Here is an 18,357-nt window from a genome sequence, read left to right as displayed (position 1 = left end):
AATTTTTAACGCTACGGTACAACATTGCTTATATCCAAAATTGGCTTTTCCTCCACTGATGCAGGCATCGAACACCCTCGACTAAATTCACCCTCTGAGGTTTCAATATCGACATTCGCACAACTGCTTTGAACGGGCAATATCTCAGCGTTCTCCGCTGTACCTGCGGGCGTAATGGAAGGGCGATTGTCGCTTCCTGTCGGTACGGAAGTCTGGGGTGTATCGTCTATAACAGAGGATACAGAGCGACTTACATCCGGATATAGGTTGCTCGCATCGGGCGTTCCTCCAGGGGATGAAATCGGGTTTAAGGGGGACAGTGAGCTACTAGAATGTCCTCCAGGCGCGGGATCGGGCGGCCGCTCTCCGGGCGGCGGCAAGACAAAAGAAGCATTTTCCAACAACACCACAATAACGCTTAGCGGATTTACCACACTGTCGTTGTTGGGAGGGGTTAATGTGCCGATCGCGATACTCTGGGGTTCTAAAGTTGGTTTGGGGGCAGGATTGAATATATGCCCGTTCCGGTTGGAATCAACGCTCAATCCCGTGTCTATATTAGAATTACTAGAATTGGTCAACAGTTCGGGCAGATCGCGCGCCGCGAACGGGAGAATAACACCATTTGTATCGCGAGGCGGGGCAATTTCTAAACTTAATAAGTTGTCCGGTTGCGAGATGCGGATTAAACTACTTCCGGGAACAGCAGCAACCGCAACATTTCCGCCCAATGTTTCTAGCCTTCCGGTATTAGCAATTTTTCCCCCAATTAGGGCAACGCTACCATTATCGGTTTTTAAGGAACCTGCATTGATAATTGCACTGGCTTGGGATAAATCGAAGGCAAATTGAGTGGGATTGCCGACTAAAGTCGTATAGCGATTTTCCCCAAACGCATTAAACCAGCGATCGCCACCAAAACCAATTCCCGTTGCTGTCGTTGCCACAAAATCGCCCGGAACGTTTAAACTTGCCCCTTGCCCGAGAATAATCCCAGCCGGATTCATTAAGTACAAATTAGAATTGCCGCCCGTAACTTGAATTAAGCCATTGATAATCGAAGGATCGTTACCGACAACGCGGGCGAGAATATTTTGAATTTGAGGGTGTGAGAGGAAATTCGCGACTTGGTTGGCATCAAGACCGAATTGCTCGAAACTATGGAAAAGATTGCTTCCATCGCCTGAAAGCGTACCGCCTTCGATATTGAATTGATTGCCTTCAATTTTAATCGTTGTTCCCGTAGCGTCGTCCTTTGCGGGGACCGGTTGAGCGCGCGCGCACAGAGTAAAGCTACCGACTAACAGAATAGACGCGATCGCACCGAAAGCCAATACAAAAATGTTAGAGCGTACGCGATTCATAAAGTAAGTGCAGATGGGGGCAAAATTAACCAATCTAGATAGGTAGAAGCTCGACTTAAAGAACTTCTCTTTCTAGAATACAAAGATTCCTATCAAAATTTCGGATAACTCTGTACTATAAATGGGGAATATTTCACCCGGAAAAGGTTTCTGCTTCTTTCTCAATTCATCTCAAAATTTAACACCGCTGACCATTTCAACGCGCGATCGCTGTATTCCCAACCCTTTAAGGCGAAGGCGGTTCGAGCATCGATCCCATAAATAAGACTTCGCCGCTGCGATTGTCGCGAATTGCGAAAAAGAAGGGGCGATCGACTGTCATTTGGAAAGGTGGGGGCGGCATGGAAGTTACGCGGATGCCAATTGAAGTTGCTGCTGCTGCTTCCGTTCCTTCTTCGTTCACTTCCACAAAACTTTTGTGTTTGACGCGATCGACGACAACCGAAGCATCGGTCATCTTAGAAAAGTTAGCAGTATTTGGGTCGAATATCGTTTTTAAGCCCAATGTTTCGAGAACTTCTTTCAATTGCGTTTCGTACTCGAGTTTAAAACGAGGCAGTTCGATTTTACCATCTCTTCTGCTGAAACGCTGCATCCAAGTTTGCCAATTTACTAAAGTTAGTTGTTGGTAAAAACTTTCTAAGCTACTATTGCTTTTTGGTAAGAACACATAGAAACTCATTCGACCTTCTTTTCCGTAAGGAAGACTTACAGCCTGGAATTGTTCGTTTTCTAGGTAGCGATATTCTCCCGTTTGCGACATCATGGCAACGGGAACCGAAGCTTTGCGATCGCTATCTTTTACCGTTTGCTCTCGATTGAGGAAAAATGGTTTTTCTTGAGTTTGCGCGCGATCGAATTTTTGCGACCAGTCCCCTTTAAAGTAAATGGCATTGAGAAGAAAGAGAACTTGCTGCGGATCGATTGAATCGACCATTTTGTCAATTTTATTATTAGTTTTATCGCTCACCCAACGATTAATCCGAGGGGCAGCATCGGCACTGCTGAAATCTAATTCGCTGACTTCAGAATTATAGTATTCTCGATTCGTTTGCAGAAATTCCGGCTTGAACGCAACGCCTTGCCGCATCCAAATGGAATTCGCGATCGCAACTCGAACGCTCGGATCGGCATTTTCTAAAAGTTGATGAAGCGTTTGGTTGGCGCGATTAATATCAGTCAGCGTCATGTCCCTCAGTTCTAAGGCTTTTAGCATTTCTTGTTGCGTTTCGCCCGCCGTCCCTTGCAACAGAAGACTGAGAGCGTTTGCAACGCTAGTCGGAGAGATAAAAATATTTTTTCCTGTATCTTTTTGCTGCAATTGTCGGAAAAGGTTTAACCCAAACTTCGCATTTGCTTCAAGCAACCGTTCGTCTGCAATTTCGGGAGTTTGAAGCGTTTGGGCTGAGGGGACTATCGGATCTGAAGCCATTGTTTTAGGTTGTTGGGCAAAGCTACACCCCAGTAACAGGAGTAGGGTTCCGATCGCGGTTGCTAAAATTTTAGGGTTAATCATAAAGAGTATCTATTTTGCATCCATCGTTCTTTTCCTTCTACTGTGCCGTATCTTCCGGAAAAGAGCGCTTCCGTTACAATTTTAGGAACGAGGTTTGGGAATTAAGAATTAAGAATTAAAAATTATCCCGGATGCAAGCCTCGAACCGAAAAACTCGGCTCGACTGTTATGTAAGCTAAGACGCATCTAAATTGGGTATCCTCAATCTCCCCGTCACCCCGTCCCCCCGTCACCCGGTGCGCTGAGCGAAGTCGAAGCGCCGTCACCCCGTCACTCTCAAGCATACTACTGCGCCGCAATCCAAGTTAAGCTGCGATCGCGCGCTGCCTCCATTCACCGCAATTTCTACCCAACCGTGACTGCCGACGAGTGCGAGGCTTTCCCCTTTCGCTACGTCGTTGTAAGTCTTTACACCCACAAAGGTGCGTTCTCCTGCGCTTAGGAACCAACTTTTCCCTGCTACCGCCGCCGCTGGAATATTAGCGATTAAATTGCCGAAGCGATCGCAATACTGAATGCAGCCCTCAAGCCCCGTAGCAGTCGGTTTTAGCGCCGGGAAGGGCAGTTGCACGAGGGTTCCGGGGGCGATCGCGTCGCCCAACTCGGCTAGGGGCGTACCGCTGGCTAGGTGCGCGCCGACGGGGGCAAAAATATCGCGTCCGTGAAAGGTGTTGCTAGGGGAAGGAATGCGCCAATAATCGGGGTTAGTGAGTTCTACCGCAGCGAAGGCGGGCGTTTCGCTGAGTATACCGCTAAAAATCCCATTATCCGGCCCGACAAGCGTTCCCGCTGCGATTTGTACGGCGATCGCGCGCCGCCGACTGCCCACACCGGGATCGACGACAGCGACGTGAACCGTACCGTCGGGAAAGTAGCGATAGGTATTCAGCAGGCAAAAGCGGGCGGCGGTTAAATCTTGGGGCGGGATGTCGTGGGTGAGATCGAGAATGTTGAGGGTGGGGTTGATGCGCGCGATCGCGCCTTTCATCGCGCCGACATAACTATCTTGCCAGCCAAAATCGCTCAGGAGAGTAATAATTTTGGGTTGGTTCATACCGCAACCCTCAAATATAACAAAATGTTTAAAAATTTCTGTAACAAAAACTACAGTTTAGCTTAAAAATGCTATATTAAGGAAGTGAAGTGAATTTATGCATTCTGGGGGTAACAACCGTGAATAGAAATCGTCAAGAAGCCGTCAAAACCGCAGCAGTCAACCATCGCGAAAGCCTGCGGAAAAACCTAGAACACCGCTTGGAAGCCGCTCGCGCTAGAGGAGACGAGCAGTTAGTGCGCCAACTCGAAGCAGAAGCGAGCTACCTGCACCTCAAATAACGCCAGTTCGGGATTGGCAGAAAGCGATATTTTTTGTCGGCTGAAATCCCGCTCCCTTCATTAAGAATTATGAAGCAATCATCCGATCCTAGAATTTAAATCGAATATCGATCGGAAAAAGGGGTTATGATGGCGATCGCTCCGCCCAGCAAGGAGCAAGCAAAAAGGTTGAAAGGGATTGAAACCCTGAAACAGAAGACAAGAGATTGGGGATAAAGCTAAACTGGCGATATCCCCATTTTGCGATCGCGGGGTATCCCAGCGTTGCGAAGGGGAATGTTAGAAGTTGTAATCGTGTTTTTTTGTTTATGAATCGCAACCGTAACTTGATTAAAATGCTAGGAATCGCGATCGCGATCGGCAGCACTTCCCCCCTACTCTCCTCCTTCGTCCCTTCTGCCTTCTCGCCTCGAGCCGAAGCTCAAACCCAGGTAGACGGGAATGTTTTGTTCAATCGCGGCGTACAGAAACTTCAGCAACAGGACTACCAAGGCGCAATCTCGGATTTTAGTACCTTAATCGAACGCGAACCGCAGAACGCCAATGCTTATCTCGGGCGCGCCATCGCCTATCGCAATCAACAAAACTATCCCAAAGCTCTCGAGGACTACAACCAGTCCTTGCAGCTAAACCCCACCAATGCCAACGCCTACCTCGGACGCGGGATTGCCAAACGTCGTACCCAAGACGATCGCGGCGCAATTGAAGATTATACTAATGCCCTGCGCTACAACGAGAACTACGCGCAAGCTTACTATAATCGCGCTTTATCCAAAGCGCAACTCGGCGATCGCGAAGGCGCACTCGCCGATTTTCGTAAAGCAGCCGAACTTTACCGCAACCAAGAACTCACCCAATACTATCAGGATGCCCTCGCGCGCATTGCCGAACTAGAAGCTCGATAAAAACCCAGTCGCAACCGCAGAGGCAGAATTAACCCGCACTACACCACCGCCCGAAAATCAAAATGCTCGAAATTTCAAGAACGGAACCTTCCGACATATAATGTAGGCTTCACGCGATTGAAGCGCTGAGTCGTCTAAATTTTGAGCTATGGATTCGCTGAAGGGCAAAGATTTTCTCAGTATCGCCGATTTGAGTTCCGAACAACTTCAGGGACTTCTACAGCTAGCCTCCGAACTCAAGGGGGGACAAAAATCGCTCCCTCCCTGCAATAAAATTCTTGGATTGCTCTTTTATAAAGCTTCGACGCGCACCCGCGTCAGTTTTACCGTTGCCATGTACCAACTGGGCGGACAAGCAATCGATCTCAATCCCAATGTTACCCAAGTCGGGCGCGGCGAACCGATTACCGATACGGCGCGCGTCCTCGATCGCTACCTCGATATTCTCGCAGTCCGCACCTTTAAACAAGAGGACTTAGAAACCTTTGCCCGCTACGCAGAGATTCCCATCGTCAACGCCCTGAGTGACTTAGAACACCCCTGCCAAATTCTTGCCGACTTCTTAACCGTACAAGAACATCTCGGTTCTCTGTCTGGCTTAACCCTAACTTACCTCGGCGATGGCAATAACGTCGCGCACTCCCTGATTATTGGCGGCGCAATGATGGGGATGAACGTGCGCGTCGCTACTCCCGAAGGATTTCGCCCCGATCCCGCGATCGTGGAAAAAGCGCAACAATTAGCCATAGATGGGGCAGAAATTATTGTCACCGACGATGCCAAAGCCGCCGTAGAAGGCGCGCAGGTGCTTTATACCGATGTTTGGGCGAGTATGGGGCAAGAAGATTCGGCGAGCGATCGCATTCCCCTGTTCCAACCTTACCAGGTCAACGAACAATTGATGAAGATTGCCGACCCCAACGCGATCGTCCTCCACTGTTTGCCCGCCCATCGCGGCGAAGAAATTACCGAAGCTGTCATGGAAGGCGCACAATCTCGTCTTTGGGATCAAGCCGAAAACCGAATGCACGCCCAAAAAGCGTTACTCGTCGCCTTACTCGGACTAGTTTAGCAAATCGGCGATCGAGCATAGACGTAGTGCCGTGACACAGCTAAAACTGTGCGATAGGTTTCTCGTTCTATTGCTTACTCGATCGGGTTTCAAGAGTTTTTCTAAAGCCTCATTTAAGGTGTGTCACGGCACTACAAATCTGGCGAACTTTTTTAGGAATTCATTAATGACAGTAGAACTCTACGATTGGCTATTCGAGACGATTGAAGAATTAGTCTTACTGCATTCTCCCAGCGGTGTGGAAGCAGAAATCGATCGCGTCCTCCTTGAAAAATTCCAAACTTTAGGCGTAGAAACCTGGCAGGATGCAGCCGGGAATATTATCGCCAAAATTCCCGGTACGGGAGAAGGCGCGGTTGCCATCACCGGACACAAAGACGAAATCGGCGCAATTGTCAAGTCCTTCACGCCCAAAGGTTGCTTAGAAATTCGCAGATTGGGCGGTTCCTTCCCCTGGATTTATGGCGAAGGCGCAGTCGATATCCTGGGCGATATTGCCACCATTCCCGGCATTCTCTCCTTCGGTTCGCGCCACGTCTCCCACGAATCGCCCCAAAAAGCGCAGCAAGATAGCGCCCCCTTGCGTTGGGAAGACGTATGGGTAGAAACGAAATGCAGCAACGAAGAACTAGAAGCCGCAGGCGTGCGCCCCGGAACTCGCGTCGTCGTCAGCAAGCACCGCAAACATCCCCTGCGCCTCAAAGATTATATCGGCAGTTATACCCTGGATAATAAAGCATCGATCGCCATTTTGCTCGCCCTCGCCGAACGAGTGAAAAATCCGCCCGTTGATGTTTACCTCGTCGCTTCGGCGAAAGAAGAAGTCGGTGCGATTGGGGCGCTGTACTTCACCCAAAATCAGCGCCTCGATGCCTTAATTGCCTTAGAAATTTGTCCGCTTTCGGTTGAATATCCCATTGATGAAGGTGAAGCGCCCGTCTTGCTGTCTCAAGATGGTTATGGGATTTACGATGAAGGCTTAAATCGGGAGTTGCAATCGGCAGCAAATTGGGCCAATATTCCCTTACAATTTGCCGCAATTAGCGGTTTTGGTAGCGATGCGTCGATCGCGATGAAATTCGGTCATGTCGCGCGGGCGGCTTGTTTGGGGTTTCCGACGCAGAACACCCACGGCTACGAAATCGCCCACTTAGGCGCGATCGCAAACTGCATTCCCCTCCTACAAGCTTACCTCACCTCACCTCAACTGTAATTCGTAATTCGTAATTCGTAATTCGTAATTCGGAGACAAGACTTTCAGGGTTTAGAACCATACCTTCATGTTTCAAGTAGCGATGGATTAAGTATCTAACCAATTTTCTAATTTCAAATTTTCAATATTGATAAAGTGACGGGTATTATTTGTAACTAAGACATCATTACGGAAGCGAGCCACTGATGCAATAAGTGCATCGATTTGTCCGGTGGGTCTACCAATTTGTTTAAGTTCTCCTTGAATTTTACCAAATTCTATAGCAGCATTTTCATCGAAGTTAACTTTAGTTAGCGGGTTGGCAAACTGATTGAGAACAAGCAAATTTTTCTCGACTCTGCTCGAACAATACACCCCTTTATAGAGTTCTCCGAGAACAAGCGTAGAGAGATAACATTCCTGGTATTTTTCCTGAAATCGAGTGACTACTGCTGAGTTGCCCTGAATAATGGCTATGCAAATATTGGTATCGAGAAGATACATAGAAAACTTATCGCTCAATTTAAACTATCGAAATTGAGAGGCTGCCCTAAGTCGGCATGACGTTCTTCATCTATCGCCTGAAAAATATTGCTAATTTCTTCATCATCTTTCCACGCTCCAATAACCCCCTTTATCTGTTCCCATTTTTGCTCTGAATTAAAGGCGATATCATCGGGTATTTCAATAAAGATTTCCAGTCCATCGAGAACTGAAAGTGATTCTAAAAGCTCAATTGTGTTGCCGCGTATAATTCCTTTGACCTTCATCGTTTTTACTCCCCTAGGGGTTAAAATTTAAGCTGAATCGCCTTTCCTGCAAAGAGAAATCCAGCGGCTCTCCCTACTAATTTAACCTTAATCTCATCCCTAGTCTTTAGCTGACTCCGAACGAATGTAACTTCGCAGGACGCACCAGGCTTACAAAACGCGGGGTCGAAGTGAGACAATAGAAAACGCTTTTGCTAGCGTTGCCCGAAATTAGCCGATAATAAAAGCTTCTGCCCGAGCGACCTACCGACCTAACCTACTCGAGAATATGACAGTCACAGCCCCCGCCCCCCCGAAAACCCGTCGCGTTGTCTTCCCTTTCACCGCTATTGTCGGTCAGGAAGAGATGAAATTGGCGCTTCTACTCAATGTCATCGACCCGAAAGTGGGGGGTGTAATGATTATGGGCGATCGCGGCACCGGAAAATCGACAACCATCCGCGCCCTCGCCGACCTCCTCCCAGAAATCGAAGTTATCGCCGACGACCCCTTTAACTCCGACCCCACCGACCCGGAGTTAATGAGTGACGAGGTACGCCAAAAAGTAACCGACGGTATCTCCTTAAACACCGTCCAAAAGAAGGTCATCATGGTTGACCTTCCCCTCGGTGCGACGGAAGACCGAGTGTGCGGCACGATTGATATTGAAAAAGCCCTATCCGAAGGCGTGAAAGCGTTTGAACCGGGACTGCTGGCGAAGGCAAACCGAGGCATCCTTTATGTAGATGAGGTGAACCTACTCGACGACCACCTCGTAGACGTACTACTCGATTCCGCCGCCAGCGGTTGGAATACGGTAGAACGGGAAGGAATCTCGATTCGCCACCCCGCCCGCTTTGTCTTAGTCGGTTCCGGAAACCCGGAAGAAGGCGAACTCCGCCCCCAATTATTAGACCGTTTCGGAATGCACGCAGAAATCCGCACGGTGCGCGAACCGGCGTTGCGGGTGCAAATTGTCGAACAGCGTGCGGAATTCGACCGCGACCCACAAGCGTTCTGCGAACAGCACCAAAGCGAACAAGATGCACTACAAGAACGTTTAATTCAAGCCAGAGATTTACTCCCCCAAGTCAATCTCGATTACGATTTGCGCGTTAATATTTCGGAAGTGTGTTCGGAGTTGAATGTAGACGGACTGCGGGGCGATATTGTCACCAATCGCGCGGCGAAAGCGCTGGCGGCTTTTGAAGGTCGCACTGAAGCAACGGTAGACGATATCCGCCGAACCATCGTTCTCTGTCTGCGTCATCGCCTGCGCAAAGATCCCTTGGAAGCGATCGATTCGGGTTATAAAGTTGAGAAAGCGTTTAATCGCGTTTTTGGCATCGAAAGCAGCGAAGAGTCTTAGGAGTTTGAGGGAATTCAGGCGGGCAAGATGCCCGCACTTCCGCTCGAATTGGGGTTAAGAACGCTGCATCGGTGCAACTTTAGGATCGATAATTTTCTGACCGTAATCGGAAAATTTAATCGAGAGACTGGTTTTATTTCCCGTACCGAAAACGTGCGTCACTTGCCCTTCCCCAAACATATTATGAAGGACGCGATCGCCAACTTTCCAATCGATGGTCGGGGCGGCGTTGCGAGGGGCGGAGGTTTCCTGTTCTGAGAGGGGACTGCGGCGGCGGTATTGGGCGGCGGCGCGCGCGTTACTCGCTACTAATTCTTTAGGAATTTCTCCTAAAAATTGGGAAGGAACGGCCGGTTCGCGCGACCCCCACAAAGCCCGTTCTTTGGCATGGGAAAGAAATAATTGTTCCTGCGCGCGGGTAATTCCCACGTAACAGAGGCGGCGTTCTTCTTCGAGGGCGAGGGGGTCATCGAGGGTACGATTGTTGGGGAATAATCCTTGTTCTAAACCGACGAGAAAGACCACGGGAAATTCTAAGCCTTTGGCAGAATGTAAGGTCATTAGAGAGACAGCTTTTTGACCTTCTTCAAGGTTATCTAAATCGGAGGCAAGGGAGGCGTTCGCTAAGAAAGATTCTAAGCTGGTCTCTTCATTTTCTTCTTGGAATTGGGCGACAGCATTGACTAATTCAAAAACGTTTTCTAAGCGGCTTTCGGCTTCATCGGTTCCCTGTTTTTTGAGGTCATCGATGTAGCCGGAATGTTCCATAATTCCCCGCACGATTTCGGCTGCGGTTAGGTTATTAATTTGTTCTTGATACTGCTGAATGAGTTTAGCAAATTGATTGACCGATTTAGCGGCGCGTCCGGCGAGGGTACTGACGGAGGTTTCGTCAGCGAGAATTTCCCAGAGGGGAATGTTTAATTCTTTGGAGGCGTTGAGTAAGTTATCGATGGTGGTTTGTCCGATTCCGCGTCGAGGGGTATTAATAACGCGCAGGATACTCACGGTATCGGAGGGATTGGCGAGGACGCGCAAGTATGCGATCGCGTCTTTAATTTCTTTGCGATCGTAAAATTTTAACCCGCCGACGACAATATAAGGAACTTTCCCTCTGAGGGAATCTTCAAAAACGCGCGATTGAGCGTTAGTTCGGTATAAAATCGCAAAACTGCCCCAATCGAGATCGGGATTTTGTCGGTTGAGTTCTAAGATTTGTTGGATGACAAAGCGGGCTTCGGTTTGTTCGTTATCGGCTTTGTAGCAATAAATTTGTTCGCCCGTTCCTCGCGTCGGACGCAATACCTTATCGATGCGTTGGGTATTGTTTTCAATCAGTTGGTTCGCCGCTTCCAGGATATTTTCGCGCGATCGATAGTTCTCTTCTAATTTCACCATTGTTCGCGTATCTTCGTCCGGCAAACCATCGCCAAAGTCTTCCTGAAAGCCCAATAATATGGTATAATCTGCCATCCTAAAAGAGTAGATCGATTGGTCGGCATCGCCTACCGCAAAAACCGATCGCCCCTGCCAATTCCACTCGCTCTTTTTGGGTTCGTTATTCGTTGCCAACAGGCGAATTAATTCGTATTGAATGCGATTGGTATCTTGATACTCATCGACGAGGATATGATGGAATTGATTGTGCCAATACCCCAACACCGATTCATTTTGTTGGAATAAGCGCGTGGGAACTAAGATTAAGTCATCGAAATCGAGCGCATTATTCGCCGCCAGTTGCGCTTGATATTCGTTATAGACTTCAGCGATAACGCGCCCGCGATAGTTCGATTCTTCTAGGGCATATTCAGCGGGAGAAAAGCCGAGGTTTTTGGCGTTGCTAATGGCATAACGAACCGAACGAGGATTGAATTTCTTTTCGTCTAAGCTTAACTGTTTAGTGACGATATTTTTAACTACACTTTGCGCGTCGGATTCGTCAAAGATCGAAAAGTTACGATTCCAGATTCTTCCTTTCTCATCCTGATATTTATTAATATCGAAGCGCAGGATGCGGGAGAAGAGGCTGTGAAACGTTCCAATCCAGAGGGGTTTAGTGACGTTTTTGTAAACGCGCGATCGCAACCTTGTCTGTTCTTCAGCAGGCAACACCTCTAAACGCTGTTGGTGTTTTTGCTCGGCATAGTGGCGCGCAAAAATAATTTCTAAGCGTTCCTTCATTTCCCGCGCTGCTTTATTCGTAAACGTAACCGCGAGAATATTTTCCGGGGCAACTTTATGCGTGAGGATTAAATTAGCAATGCGATAGGTAAGCGCCCTCGTTTTCCCCGAACCCGCCCCCGCTACAACGAGCATTGGCCCGCAAAAATGTTCGACGGCAAGGCGTTGGGAAGGGTTGAGTTGCGCGAGAAAATCGGGGCTAGACATTGGAATTATGAATTATGAGTTATGAGTTATGAATGGGAGGAATTATGAGTTATGAGTTATGAGTTATGAATGGTGAGTCATGAATGGGAAATGGGGGAACTATGAGCTATGAATTATAAGTTATAAATTACGAATTACGAATTACGAATTACGAACTACGAATTACGAATTACGAATTACGAATTACGAATTACCACCGTATTGAATCCGATAAATCCGCCCATTCGCTTCCTCCGTCACTAACAAACTTCCATCCGGCAAGACTAATAATCCCACAGGACGACCCCAAGTTGTCGGGCCGTTGGGGTCGAGCAAAAATCCCGTTAAAAAGTCTTCATACTCGCCTCGGGCTTTGCCGTTTTCAAAGGGGACGAAAACCACCTTATATCCCGTGCCGCGATCGCGATTCCACGACCCTCTAAACGCCACAAACGCCCCATTACGGTATTGTTCGGGAAAAGTGCTGCCCGTATAAAACCGCAAGCCCAACGCCGCAGAATGCGCCGCAAATAACACCGCTGGCGTTTGCGTTTTTGCCGCCAGTTCCGGGTTATTACTCTTGCCGTTGCGAACGTGGCGCGGATCGAGGAGATTGGGAGTTAAATAAGCAAAAGGCCAACCGTAAAACTCCCCAGAACGCACGCGCGCCAGGTAATCTGGAACGAGATCGTCTCCTAATCCATCCCGTTCGTTCACCGTTGCATACAGTTCTTTCGTCGCGGGATTAAAATCGAGTCCTACCGGATTTCGCAACCCCGAAGCAAAGGTTTGTTGCGCCGTTCCATCGAGGTTCATCACTTGCACGGAAGCGCGGGGAAGCGGTTCGGTATCGGCATTAGAACGCGAACCGATGGAAACGTAGAGTTTTTTACCATCTGGCGCAGCAACGACATTGCGCGTCCAATGCTGGTTATAACCGCCGCCGGGAAGATCGGCAATTTTTTCGCCTTTACCGCTGAGTTGGGTTGCATTGGCGGGGTAAGGATAGCGGCGAACTTCGGCGGAGTTCCCCAGGAAGAAGGAGTCGCCCGCAAATGCCATCCCAAACGGAATCTTTAAACCATTGCTGCTGTCGGCGAAGGTTTCGCGAACTTCGGCAACGCCATCGCCATTTTTGTCGCGCAGCAGGCGAATGCGGTTGGCGCGCGTCTCCGTCACCAGGACATCGCCGGAGGGAGTCAGCGCTAACCAGCGCGGATTTTCGAGGTTATCGGCAAAAACGTTCACTCGAAACCCGGCGGGGACGTTTAAGGTGGGGTTTTGGGGAATGGGGACGACTCGGGGCGATTTGGAGGCGCTGCGGGTGGCGAAGGGCGGCGGCAAGTCTTTGAGGGCGATGCGAATTGGTTCGGGAGTGAGGGGTTGCGTGGAAATTGCTGCGGTTTCGGGCGTTGCGCTTTCCGCTCGATCGCTGGGAGTCGCAGGGTTGACGGCTGCTGGCTGGGTTGTCCCGCAAGCGGTGAGGAGGAGAAGGGGGAGGAGGAAATGCGATCGCATCATACCAATACAGAGCCGGAAAAGGAGCGAGAAATCGAGATCGGGGATAAGCCCTACAAGACTTCAGATCTTACACCAATACCCATGAGCTAAGTTTTGAGTAAAGCTAGACTAGGAGCGAGCCGTCTATAACGGTTGTTGCCAGGATAATTTCGGTCTTGAAGGAAGGAGTTGATTGCTATATGCTCGATCCCATCACCCTCGCTGTCGGTGCTATTATCGCCGATCTGGGCAAAGGCGCGATCGAAGATTACGTTAAGGATTTCTTTAAAGACCGGATTAAGGATGCAGAAAGTTTAGCCGCGAAACCGTTTGCTAAGGATGCGGTTAAGGAAGCGATGGGCGCGTTCTGCACTGCCTTCTTAGAAGAATTGCAACGACAGGGGTTACAGGGCGACACCTTTTCCCATTATAAAAAACCTTTATCCAAGTTTATTCGATTAAAGCCCGTTTGTCAAGCGCTCAGCCGCGTTTTTCCGCCCAAAAGTTCGCGCCTCGACCTGAAAGTTTTGCGGGAAAGTTGGGCGGAATTAAAGAATGCACCCTCTCCCTCAATTTCGAGACGGATTGCCCCGCAAAAGTTGCAAGAAAAAGCGCCTCTCTTATTTCGCGATCTCAACCCCAAACCCGAAGTTCCCGCCTTACCGGAAGGGTTTAACTGGCAGAACGTTGAAAGACAATATCGCGATCGCGTTGAAGCGATTGTTTTTAAAAATCGCGAGCTACGAGAGCAGCTTGATTCTGATAACCGCCTGACGGTTGCTAAGAATAGTCGAGCAACAGCGGGGATTATTCCCAGCTTCGACCTCGCCAAGTATGCAGAGACGATTAAAGAACGCTACGCTAACCTGAAACTCGAAAGTTTAGAGGCTACCGGCTACGCCTACAACGAACTGAAATTGTGGCAGATGTTCGTGCCGCAGAACGTGCGGGAATGTCGGGAATATTTGCCGCAGGTTTACGAACTCCCTAAAGAGTTACAGCGGCAACTGGCAGAACGAGGCGAACTGGAAAAAGAACTGAGTTTAGAACAGCTTAAACGACATCAAGAAAGTTATCGCCAACAATCGATTCAATCGGTGAAGGAATTGCTCGCCGACTCTCGCTACTCTTATTTAGTCATTCTCGGCGATCCCGGTTCCGGAAAATCGACGCTGTTGCAGTATATCGCCTTGGAATGGGCAGAACATAAGATTGAAGAATTGCCCAATCTTCCCGTTCCTCTTCTCATCGAACTGCGAACTTATATCCGCAGTCGAGAAAAAGGAGAATGTAAGAACTTTTTGGAGTTTGTTAACCACAGTAGCGGTTGGGTAAACCATTTAAACCAGCATCAGTTGGTAGAAGAATTAACAGCAGGCAACGCGATAATCTTGTTCGACGGTTTAGATGAAATTTTTGACCGAAGCCTACGAGAAGATGTCGTTAATCAGATTCATAACTTCACGCAAGCCTACGATAAAGTCCGGGCCATTGTCACCTCGCGCGTAATTGGTTATAAGGCGCAGCGCTTGCGCGATGCCGGTTTTTCCCACTTCCTGCTTCAGGACTTAGAGAACGAACAAATCGAAGACTTTATTCAACGCTGGCACGAACGAACTTACCCCAGTTGGGAGGAACGCCAGCGCAAGCAAGAACGATTTGTTAAAGCCATCAAAACCTCGAAAGCGATTCGAGAACTGGCGGGGAATCCCTTGTTGCTGACGATGATGGCAATTTTAAATCGCGGTCGAGAATTACCCAGAGATAGGGAACAACTTTACGCCCAAGCTTCCCAGTTATTGTTGCATCAGTGGGATATCGAGCGGCAACTGATAGACCAAAAATTGGATCCGATGGCGATCGATTTTCGCGACAAACAAGCCATGCTGCGGCGGGTGGCTCGGATGCTCCAAACTAGCGAGAAAGGATTAGCAGGAAATATCATTGCCGTGCAGCAACTCGAAGCCGCGATCGAGGAGTTTTTAAAGGAAAAAGAAATTAAAGACGCGCGAACGGTGGCGCGGTTGCTCGTGCAGCAGTTGCGAGAGCGAAACTTTATTTTGTGTTCCTTGGGCAGCGATTATTATGCCTTCGTCCATCGCACTTTTTTAGAATATTTCTGCGCTTGGGATTTGGTGTGGGAGTTTAAAGAAACGCGGACGCTGACACTGGAGCAGTTGAGGGCGGAAGTTTTCGGGCAGCACTGGCGGGATGAGGCGTGGCAGGAAGTGTTGCGGCTGATTTGTGCGATGTTGGATGCGCGGTTCGTGGGGGAGATTTTGGAAGATTTGTTGCAGCGGGAAGAAGAAGAGTTTAAGAATGTGTTTTTTGCGGCGAGTTGCTTGCAGGAGGTGCGGGAACGGGGGAAGATTGCGGCGATTGATGGGAAAGTGCGAGAGCGCGTTATCAGTTTGATTAGTTACGATTTGCCCTACGCTTACGAGGAGTGGTATAAAAAGGCTTTGAAAGTTGCCATGATTCGCGCTCAAGCCGTCAAGACCGTCGCGACAACCTGGCAAGACCACTCCGATACCCTGCACATCCTCAAACAACGCGCCACCACTGATGAAGATGAGTTCGTGCGATACGCAGCAATAAAAACTTTAGCCCAACATTACCGGGAGGACAGCGATACCCTGTCCCTCCTCAAACAACGCGCCACCACTGATGAATCTGGGAACGTGCGACAGGCAGCAGTGGAAGCCTTAGCGCAATATTACCCAGACGACCGCGATACCCTCCCCATCCTCAAACAACGCGCTACCACTGATGAAGAGGCGTATGTGCAACAGGCAGCAGTGACAGTCTTAGCCCAATATTACCCAGACGACAGCGATACCCTGCCCTGGCTCAAACAACGCGCCACCACTGATGAACATTGGAACGTGCGACAGGCAGCAGTGACAGTCTTAGCCCAATATTACCCAGACGACAGCGATACCCTGCCCTGGCTCAAACAACGTTCCACCACTGATGAAGAGGCGTATGTGCGAGGGGCAGCAGTGGAAGCCTTAGCCCAACATTACCCAGACGACAGCGATACCCTGCCCTGGCTCAAACAACGCGCCACCACTGATGAACATTGGAACGTGCGACGGGCAGCAGTGTCAGCCTTAGCCCGACATTACCGAGACGACAGCGATACCCTCCCCTGGCTCAAACAACGCGCCACCACTGATGAATATTGGTATGTGCGATGGACAGCAGTGACAGCCTTAGCCCAACATTACCGAGACGACAGCGATACCCTGCCCATCCTCAAACAACGCGCCACCACTGATGAAGATGAGACCGTGCGAGAGGCAGCAGTGTCAGCCTTAGCTCAACATTACCGAGACGACAGCGATACCCTGCCCATCCTCAAACAACGCGCCACCACTGATGAAGATGAGACCGTGCGACAGGCAGCAGTGTCAGCCTTAGCCCAACATTACCGAGACGACAGCGATACCCTCCCCTGGCTCAAACAACGCGCCACCACTGATGAACATGGGAGCGTGCGACGGGCAGCAGTAGAAGCCTTAGCCCAACATTACCGAGACGACAGCGATACCCTGCCCATCCTCAAACAATGCGCCACCACTGATGAACATTGGTATGTGCGACGGACCGCAATGGAAGCGTTAGCCCAACATTACCGAGACGACGGAGAAACATTTGCAATCTTGTGTGCCTGCGCGCTCCACGACCCTTTTATCCGCGAGCAAGATCGGCAAACGAATCCCCGACAGGTTGCGCTAAAAAACCTCGTTAAATGGGTCAAGTTTGGAGAAGAAAATCCGGAGCGAAAAGAGCGCGTCCTCGCCATTTTACAAGACCGCGCTGCCAACGACGCGGACGAACAATTTCGTGTATGGGCGCAGCAGGAATTAGCAAAATGGTAGAACCCAGACCGAGAAATTGCGAGATGTTATCCCGCCGATTCATGACAGCGCGTAGGGTGCGTTAGGCGCGGGCTAAACCGGGGGAAAAAGAGGCAGATTTTGTTTCATTCGTGTCAACTTAAGGTGAAACACTTAGCCCGCCAGGAACTCAAGTTCCACAGCGATTAGCTGAAACCCGTTGAAACGGGTTAAATATAGCGCTACTGGCCTGTAAATGTACGTTTCTAAACGCTGAAAATCTTGGCTGGTGGGCGCTGCCCACCCTACTAGACCTACAGGTTATCGCGTAGGGTGCGTTAGGCGCGGGCTAAACGGGGGGAAAAGAGGCAGATTTTGTTCGCGCCGTAACGCACCGATAATATTCTATTCGGTGCGTTACGCTTCGCTAACACACCCTACGAATTAGCGGGTAATTTTTTTTTGCGCTGTCACGCATCAATCCATTCAATCGGTGCGTTACGCTGTCGCTAACGCACCCTACAATTATTCATACCTCACATTCATCGGAATATCTGGAATAAACTCGCATCCCCAATCTTTGGGATAAATACCGCTAGTGATGAAGCGATGAATGCTAGAAAATCGCCAATGTTGGGGTGTTGTACATAAACCATGCTTCACGGGATTGTAGTGAATATAATCGCAATGTCGAGCAAAATCTTCTTCATCTCGAATAGCGTGTTCCCAATATCTACGTTGCCAAAGATTTCTTTCTTGACGTTTTTGACGAGAGGTCGTTGTTTTCAGTTCTACATTAAATTCTTCTTTAAAATTCTTAGTGGTAAAAGTTTTAATAAGTCGCAGCCGAGTTTTATAGTCGCTGTCGCCTTCGGGAAGTGTTAAGATACAATGAAAATGGTCGGGTAGAAGAACAAAAGAATCAATCAAAAATGGATATTTTTCGCGTACTTTTTCAATACTTGCTCGAAGTGTAGAACGTCCGAGATCGCTGCATAACCAAGGGTAGCGTTGGTAAGTGACTTGAGTGAAGAAATACGTGCCGCCTGTTCGGGTAATTCTTCTGTAGTTGGGCATTTTTATAGTTATTTAGATTGATAGAATGGTGCGTTAGCCTACAGGTTATCGCGTAGGGTGCGTTAGGCG

At 49.1% G+C, this 18,357-nt stretch carries 14 protein-coding genes; 6 read left to right on the top strand and 8 right to left on the bottom strand.

The window, feature by feature from the left end; all coding sequences use genetic code 11:
- Positions 1–11 precede the first annotated feature (11 nt).
- From H6G50_RS06770 to H6G50_RS06760, 3 genes are all read right to left on the bottom strand, one after another.
- Complete coding sequence (locus H6G50_RS06770) at positions 12–1,364, bottom strand: filamentous hemagglutinin N-terminal domain-containing protein (protein WP_190714528.1); 1,353 nt, start codon at positions 1,362–1,364, stop codon at positions 12–14.
- Between the two features lie 226 nt (positions 1,365–1,590).
- The gene (locus H6G50_RS06765) at positions 1,591–2,880 is read right to left on the bottom strand and encodes a serpin family protein (protein WP_199302739.1); all 1,290 of its coding nucleotides are present in this window, start codon (positions 2,878–2,880) and stop codon (positions 1,591–1,593) included.
- Positions 2,881–3,142: 262 nt separating this feature from the next.
- Complete coding sequence (locus H6G50_RS06760; RefSeq protein ID WP_190714526.1) at positions 3,143–3,934, bottom strand: SAM-dependent chlorinase/fluorinase; 792 nt, start codon at positions 3,932–3,934, stop codon at positions 3,143–3,145.
- A 119-nt stretch (positions 3,935–4,053) separates the two neighbouring features.
- On the opposite strand from H6G50_RS06760, the gene H6G50_RS06755 reads away from it, so the two are divergent.
- From H6G50_RS06755 to H6G50_RS06740, 4 genes are all read left to right on the top strand, one after another.
- Positions 4,054–4,215: a hypothetical protein gene (locus H6G50_RS06755; protein ID WP_190714524.1), complete on the top strand. Its 162-nt coding sequence runs from the start codon at positions 4,054–4,056 to the stop codon at positions 4,213–4,215.
- Between the two features lie 308 nt (positions 4,216–4,523).
- Positions 4,524–5,120: a tetratricopeptide repeat protein gene (locus tag H6G50_RS06750; RefSeq protein WP_190714522.1), complete on the top strand. Its 597-nt coding sequence runs from the start codon at positions 4,524–4,526 to the stop codon at positions 5,118–5,120.
- Between the two features lie 148 nt (positions 5,121–5,268).
- Positions 5,269–6,192, top strand: coding sequence for an ornithine carbamoyltransferase (gene argF, locus H6G50_RS06745; protein WP_190714519.1), 924 nt, complete (start codon positions 5,269–5,271; stop codon positions 6,190–6,192).
- A gap of 166 nt (positions 6,193–6,358) precedes the next feature.
- Entirely contained in the window at positions 6,359–7,405 is a 1,047-nt protein-coding gene (locus tag H6G50_RS06740) for a M42 family peptidase (RefSeq protein ID WP_190714518.1), read from the top strand.
- A gap of 87 nt (positions 7,406–7,492) precedes the next feature.
- On the opposite strand, the gene H6G50_RS06735 is transcribed toward H6G50_RS06740, so the two are convergent.
- Entirely contained in the window at positions 7,493–7,906 is a 414-nt protein-coding gene (locus tag H6G50_RS06735) for a type II toxin-antitoxin system VapC family toxin (protein ID WP_242032735.1), read from the bottom strand.
- Positions 7,903–8,154 (bottom strand): hypothetical protein, encoded by a 252-nt coding sequence (locus H6G50_RS06730; RefSeq protein WP_190714517.1) that lies wholly within the window; start codon positions 8,152–8,154, stop codon positions 7,903–7,905. Before H6G50_RS06730 ends, H6G50_RS06735 begins: the two co-directional genes overlap by 4 nt.
- Positions 8,155–8,422: 268 nt before the next feature.
- Here H6G50_RS06730 and bchI point away from each other — a divergent pair, with 268 nt between their 5' ends.
- Entirely contained in the window at positions 8,423–9,502 is a 1,080-nt protein-coding gene (gene bchI / locus H6G50_RS06725; RefSeq protein WP_190714516.1) for a magnesium chelatase ATPase subunit I, read from the top strand.
- A gap of 54 nt (positions 9,503–9,556) precedes the next feature.
- Here the strand turns inward: bchI and pcrA are convergent, their stop codons facing one another.
- Together pcrA and H6G50_RS06715 are read right to left on the bottom strand one after the other, a co-directional pair.
- Entirely contained in the window at positions 9,557–11,890 is a 2,334-nt protein-coding gene (pcrA, locus tag H6G50_RS06720) for a DNA helicase PcrA (RefSeq protein WP_190714515.1), read from the bottom strand.
- A 183-nt stretch (positions 11,891–12,073) separates the two neighbouring features.
- Entirely contained in the window at positions 12,074–13,390 is a 1,317-nt protein-coding gene (locus H6G50_RS06715; protein WP_347239890.1) for a sorbosone dehydrogenase family protein, read from the bottom strand.
- A gap of 179 nt (positions 13,391–13,569) precedes the next feature.
- Here H6G50_RS06715 and H6G50_RS06710 point away from each other — a divergent pair, with 179 nt between their 5' ends.
- Positions 13,570–17,253 (top strand): HEAT repeat domain-containing protein, encoded by a 3,684-nt coding sequence (locus H6G50_RS06710; RefSeq protein ID WP_190714514.1) that lies wholly within the window; start codon positions 13,570–13,572, stop codon positions 17,251–17,253.
- A gap of 483 nt (positions 17,254–17,736) precedes the next feature.
- On the opposite strand, the gene H6G50_RS06705 is transcribed toward H6G50_RS06710, so the two are convergent.
- Complete coding sequence (locus tag H6G50_RS06705) at positions 17,737–18,288, bottom strand: transposase (RefSeq protein WP_190714513.1); 552 nt, start codon at positions 18,286–18,288, stop codon at positions 17,737–17,739.
- Positions 18,289–18,357: the final 69 nt, after the last annotated feature.

The organism is Oscillatoria sp. FACHB-1406 (assembly GCF_014698145.1).
Classification (GTDB): domain Bacteria; phylum Cyanobacteriota; class Cyanobacteriia; order Cyanobacteriales; family Spirulinaceae; genus FACHB-1406.
This window is presented reverse-complemented; position numbering and strand designations above follow the sequence as displayed.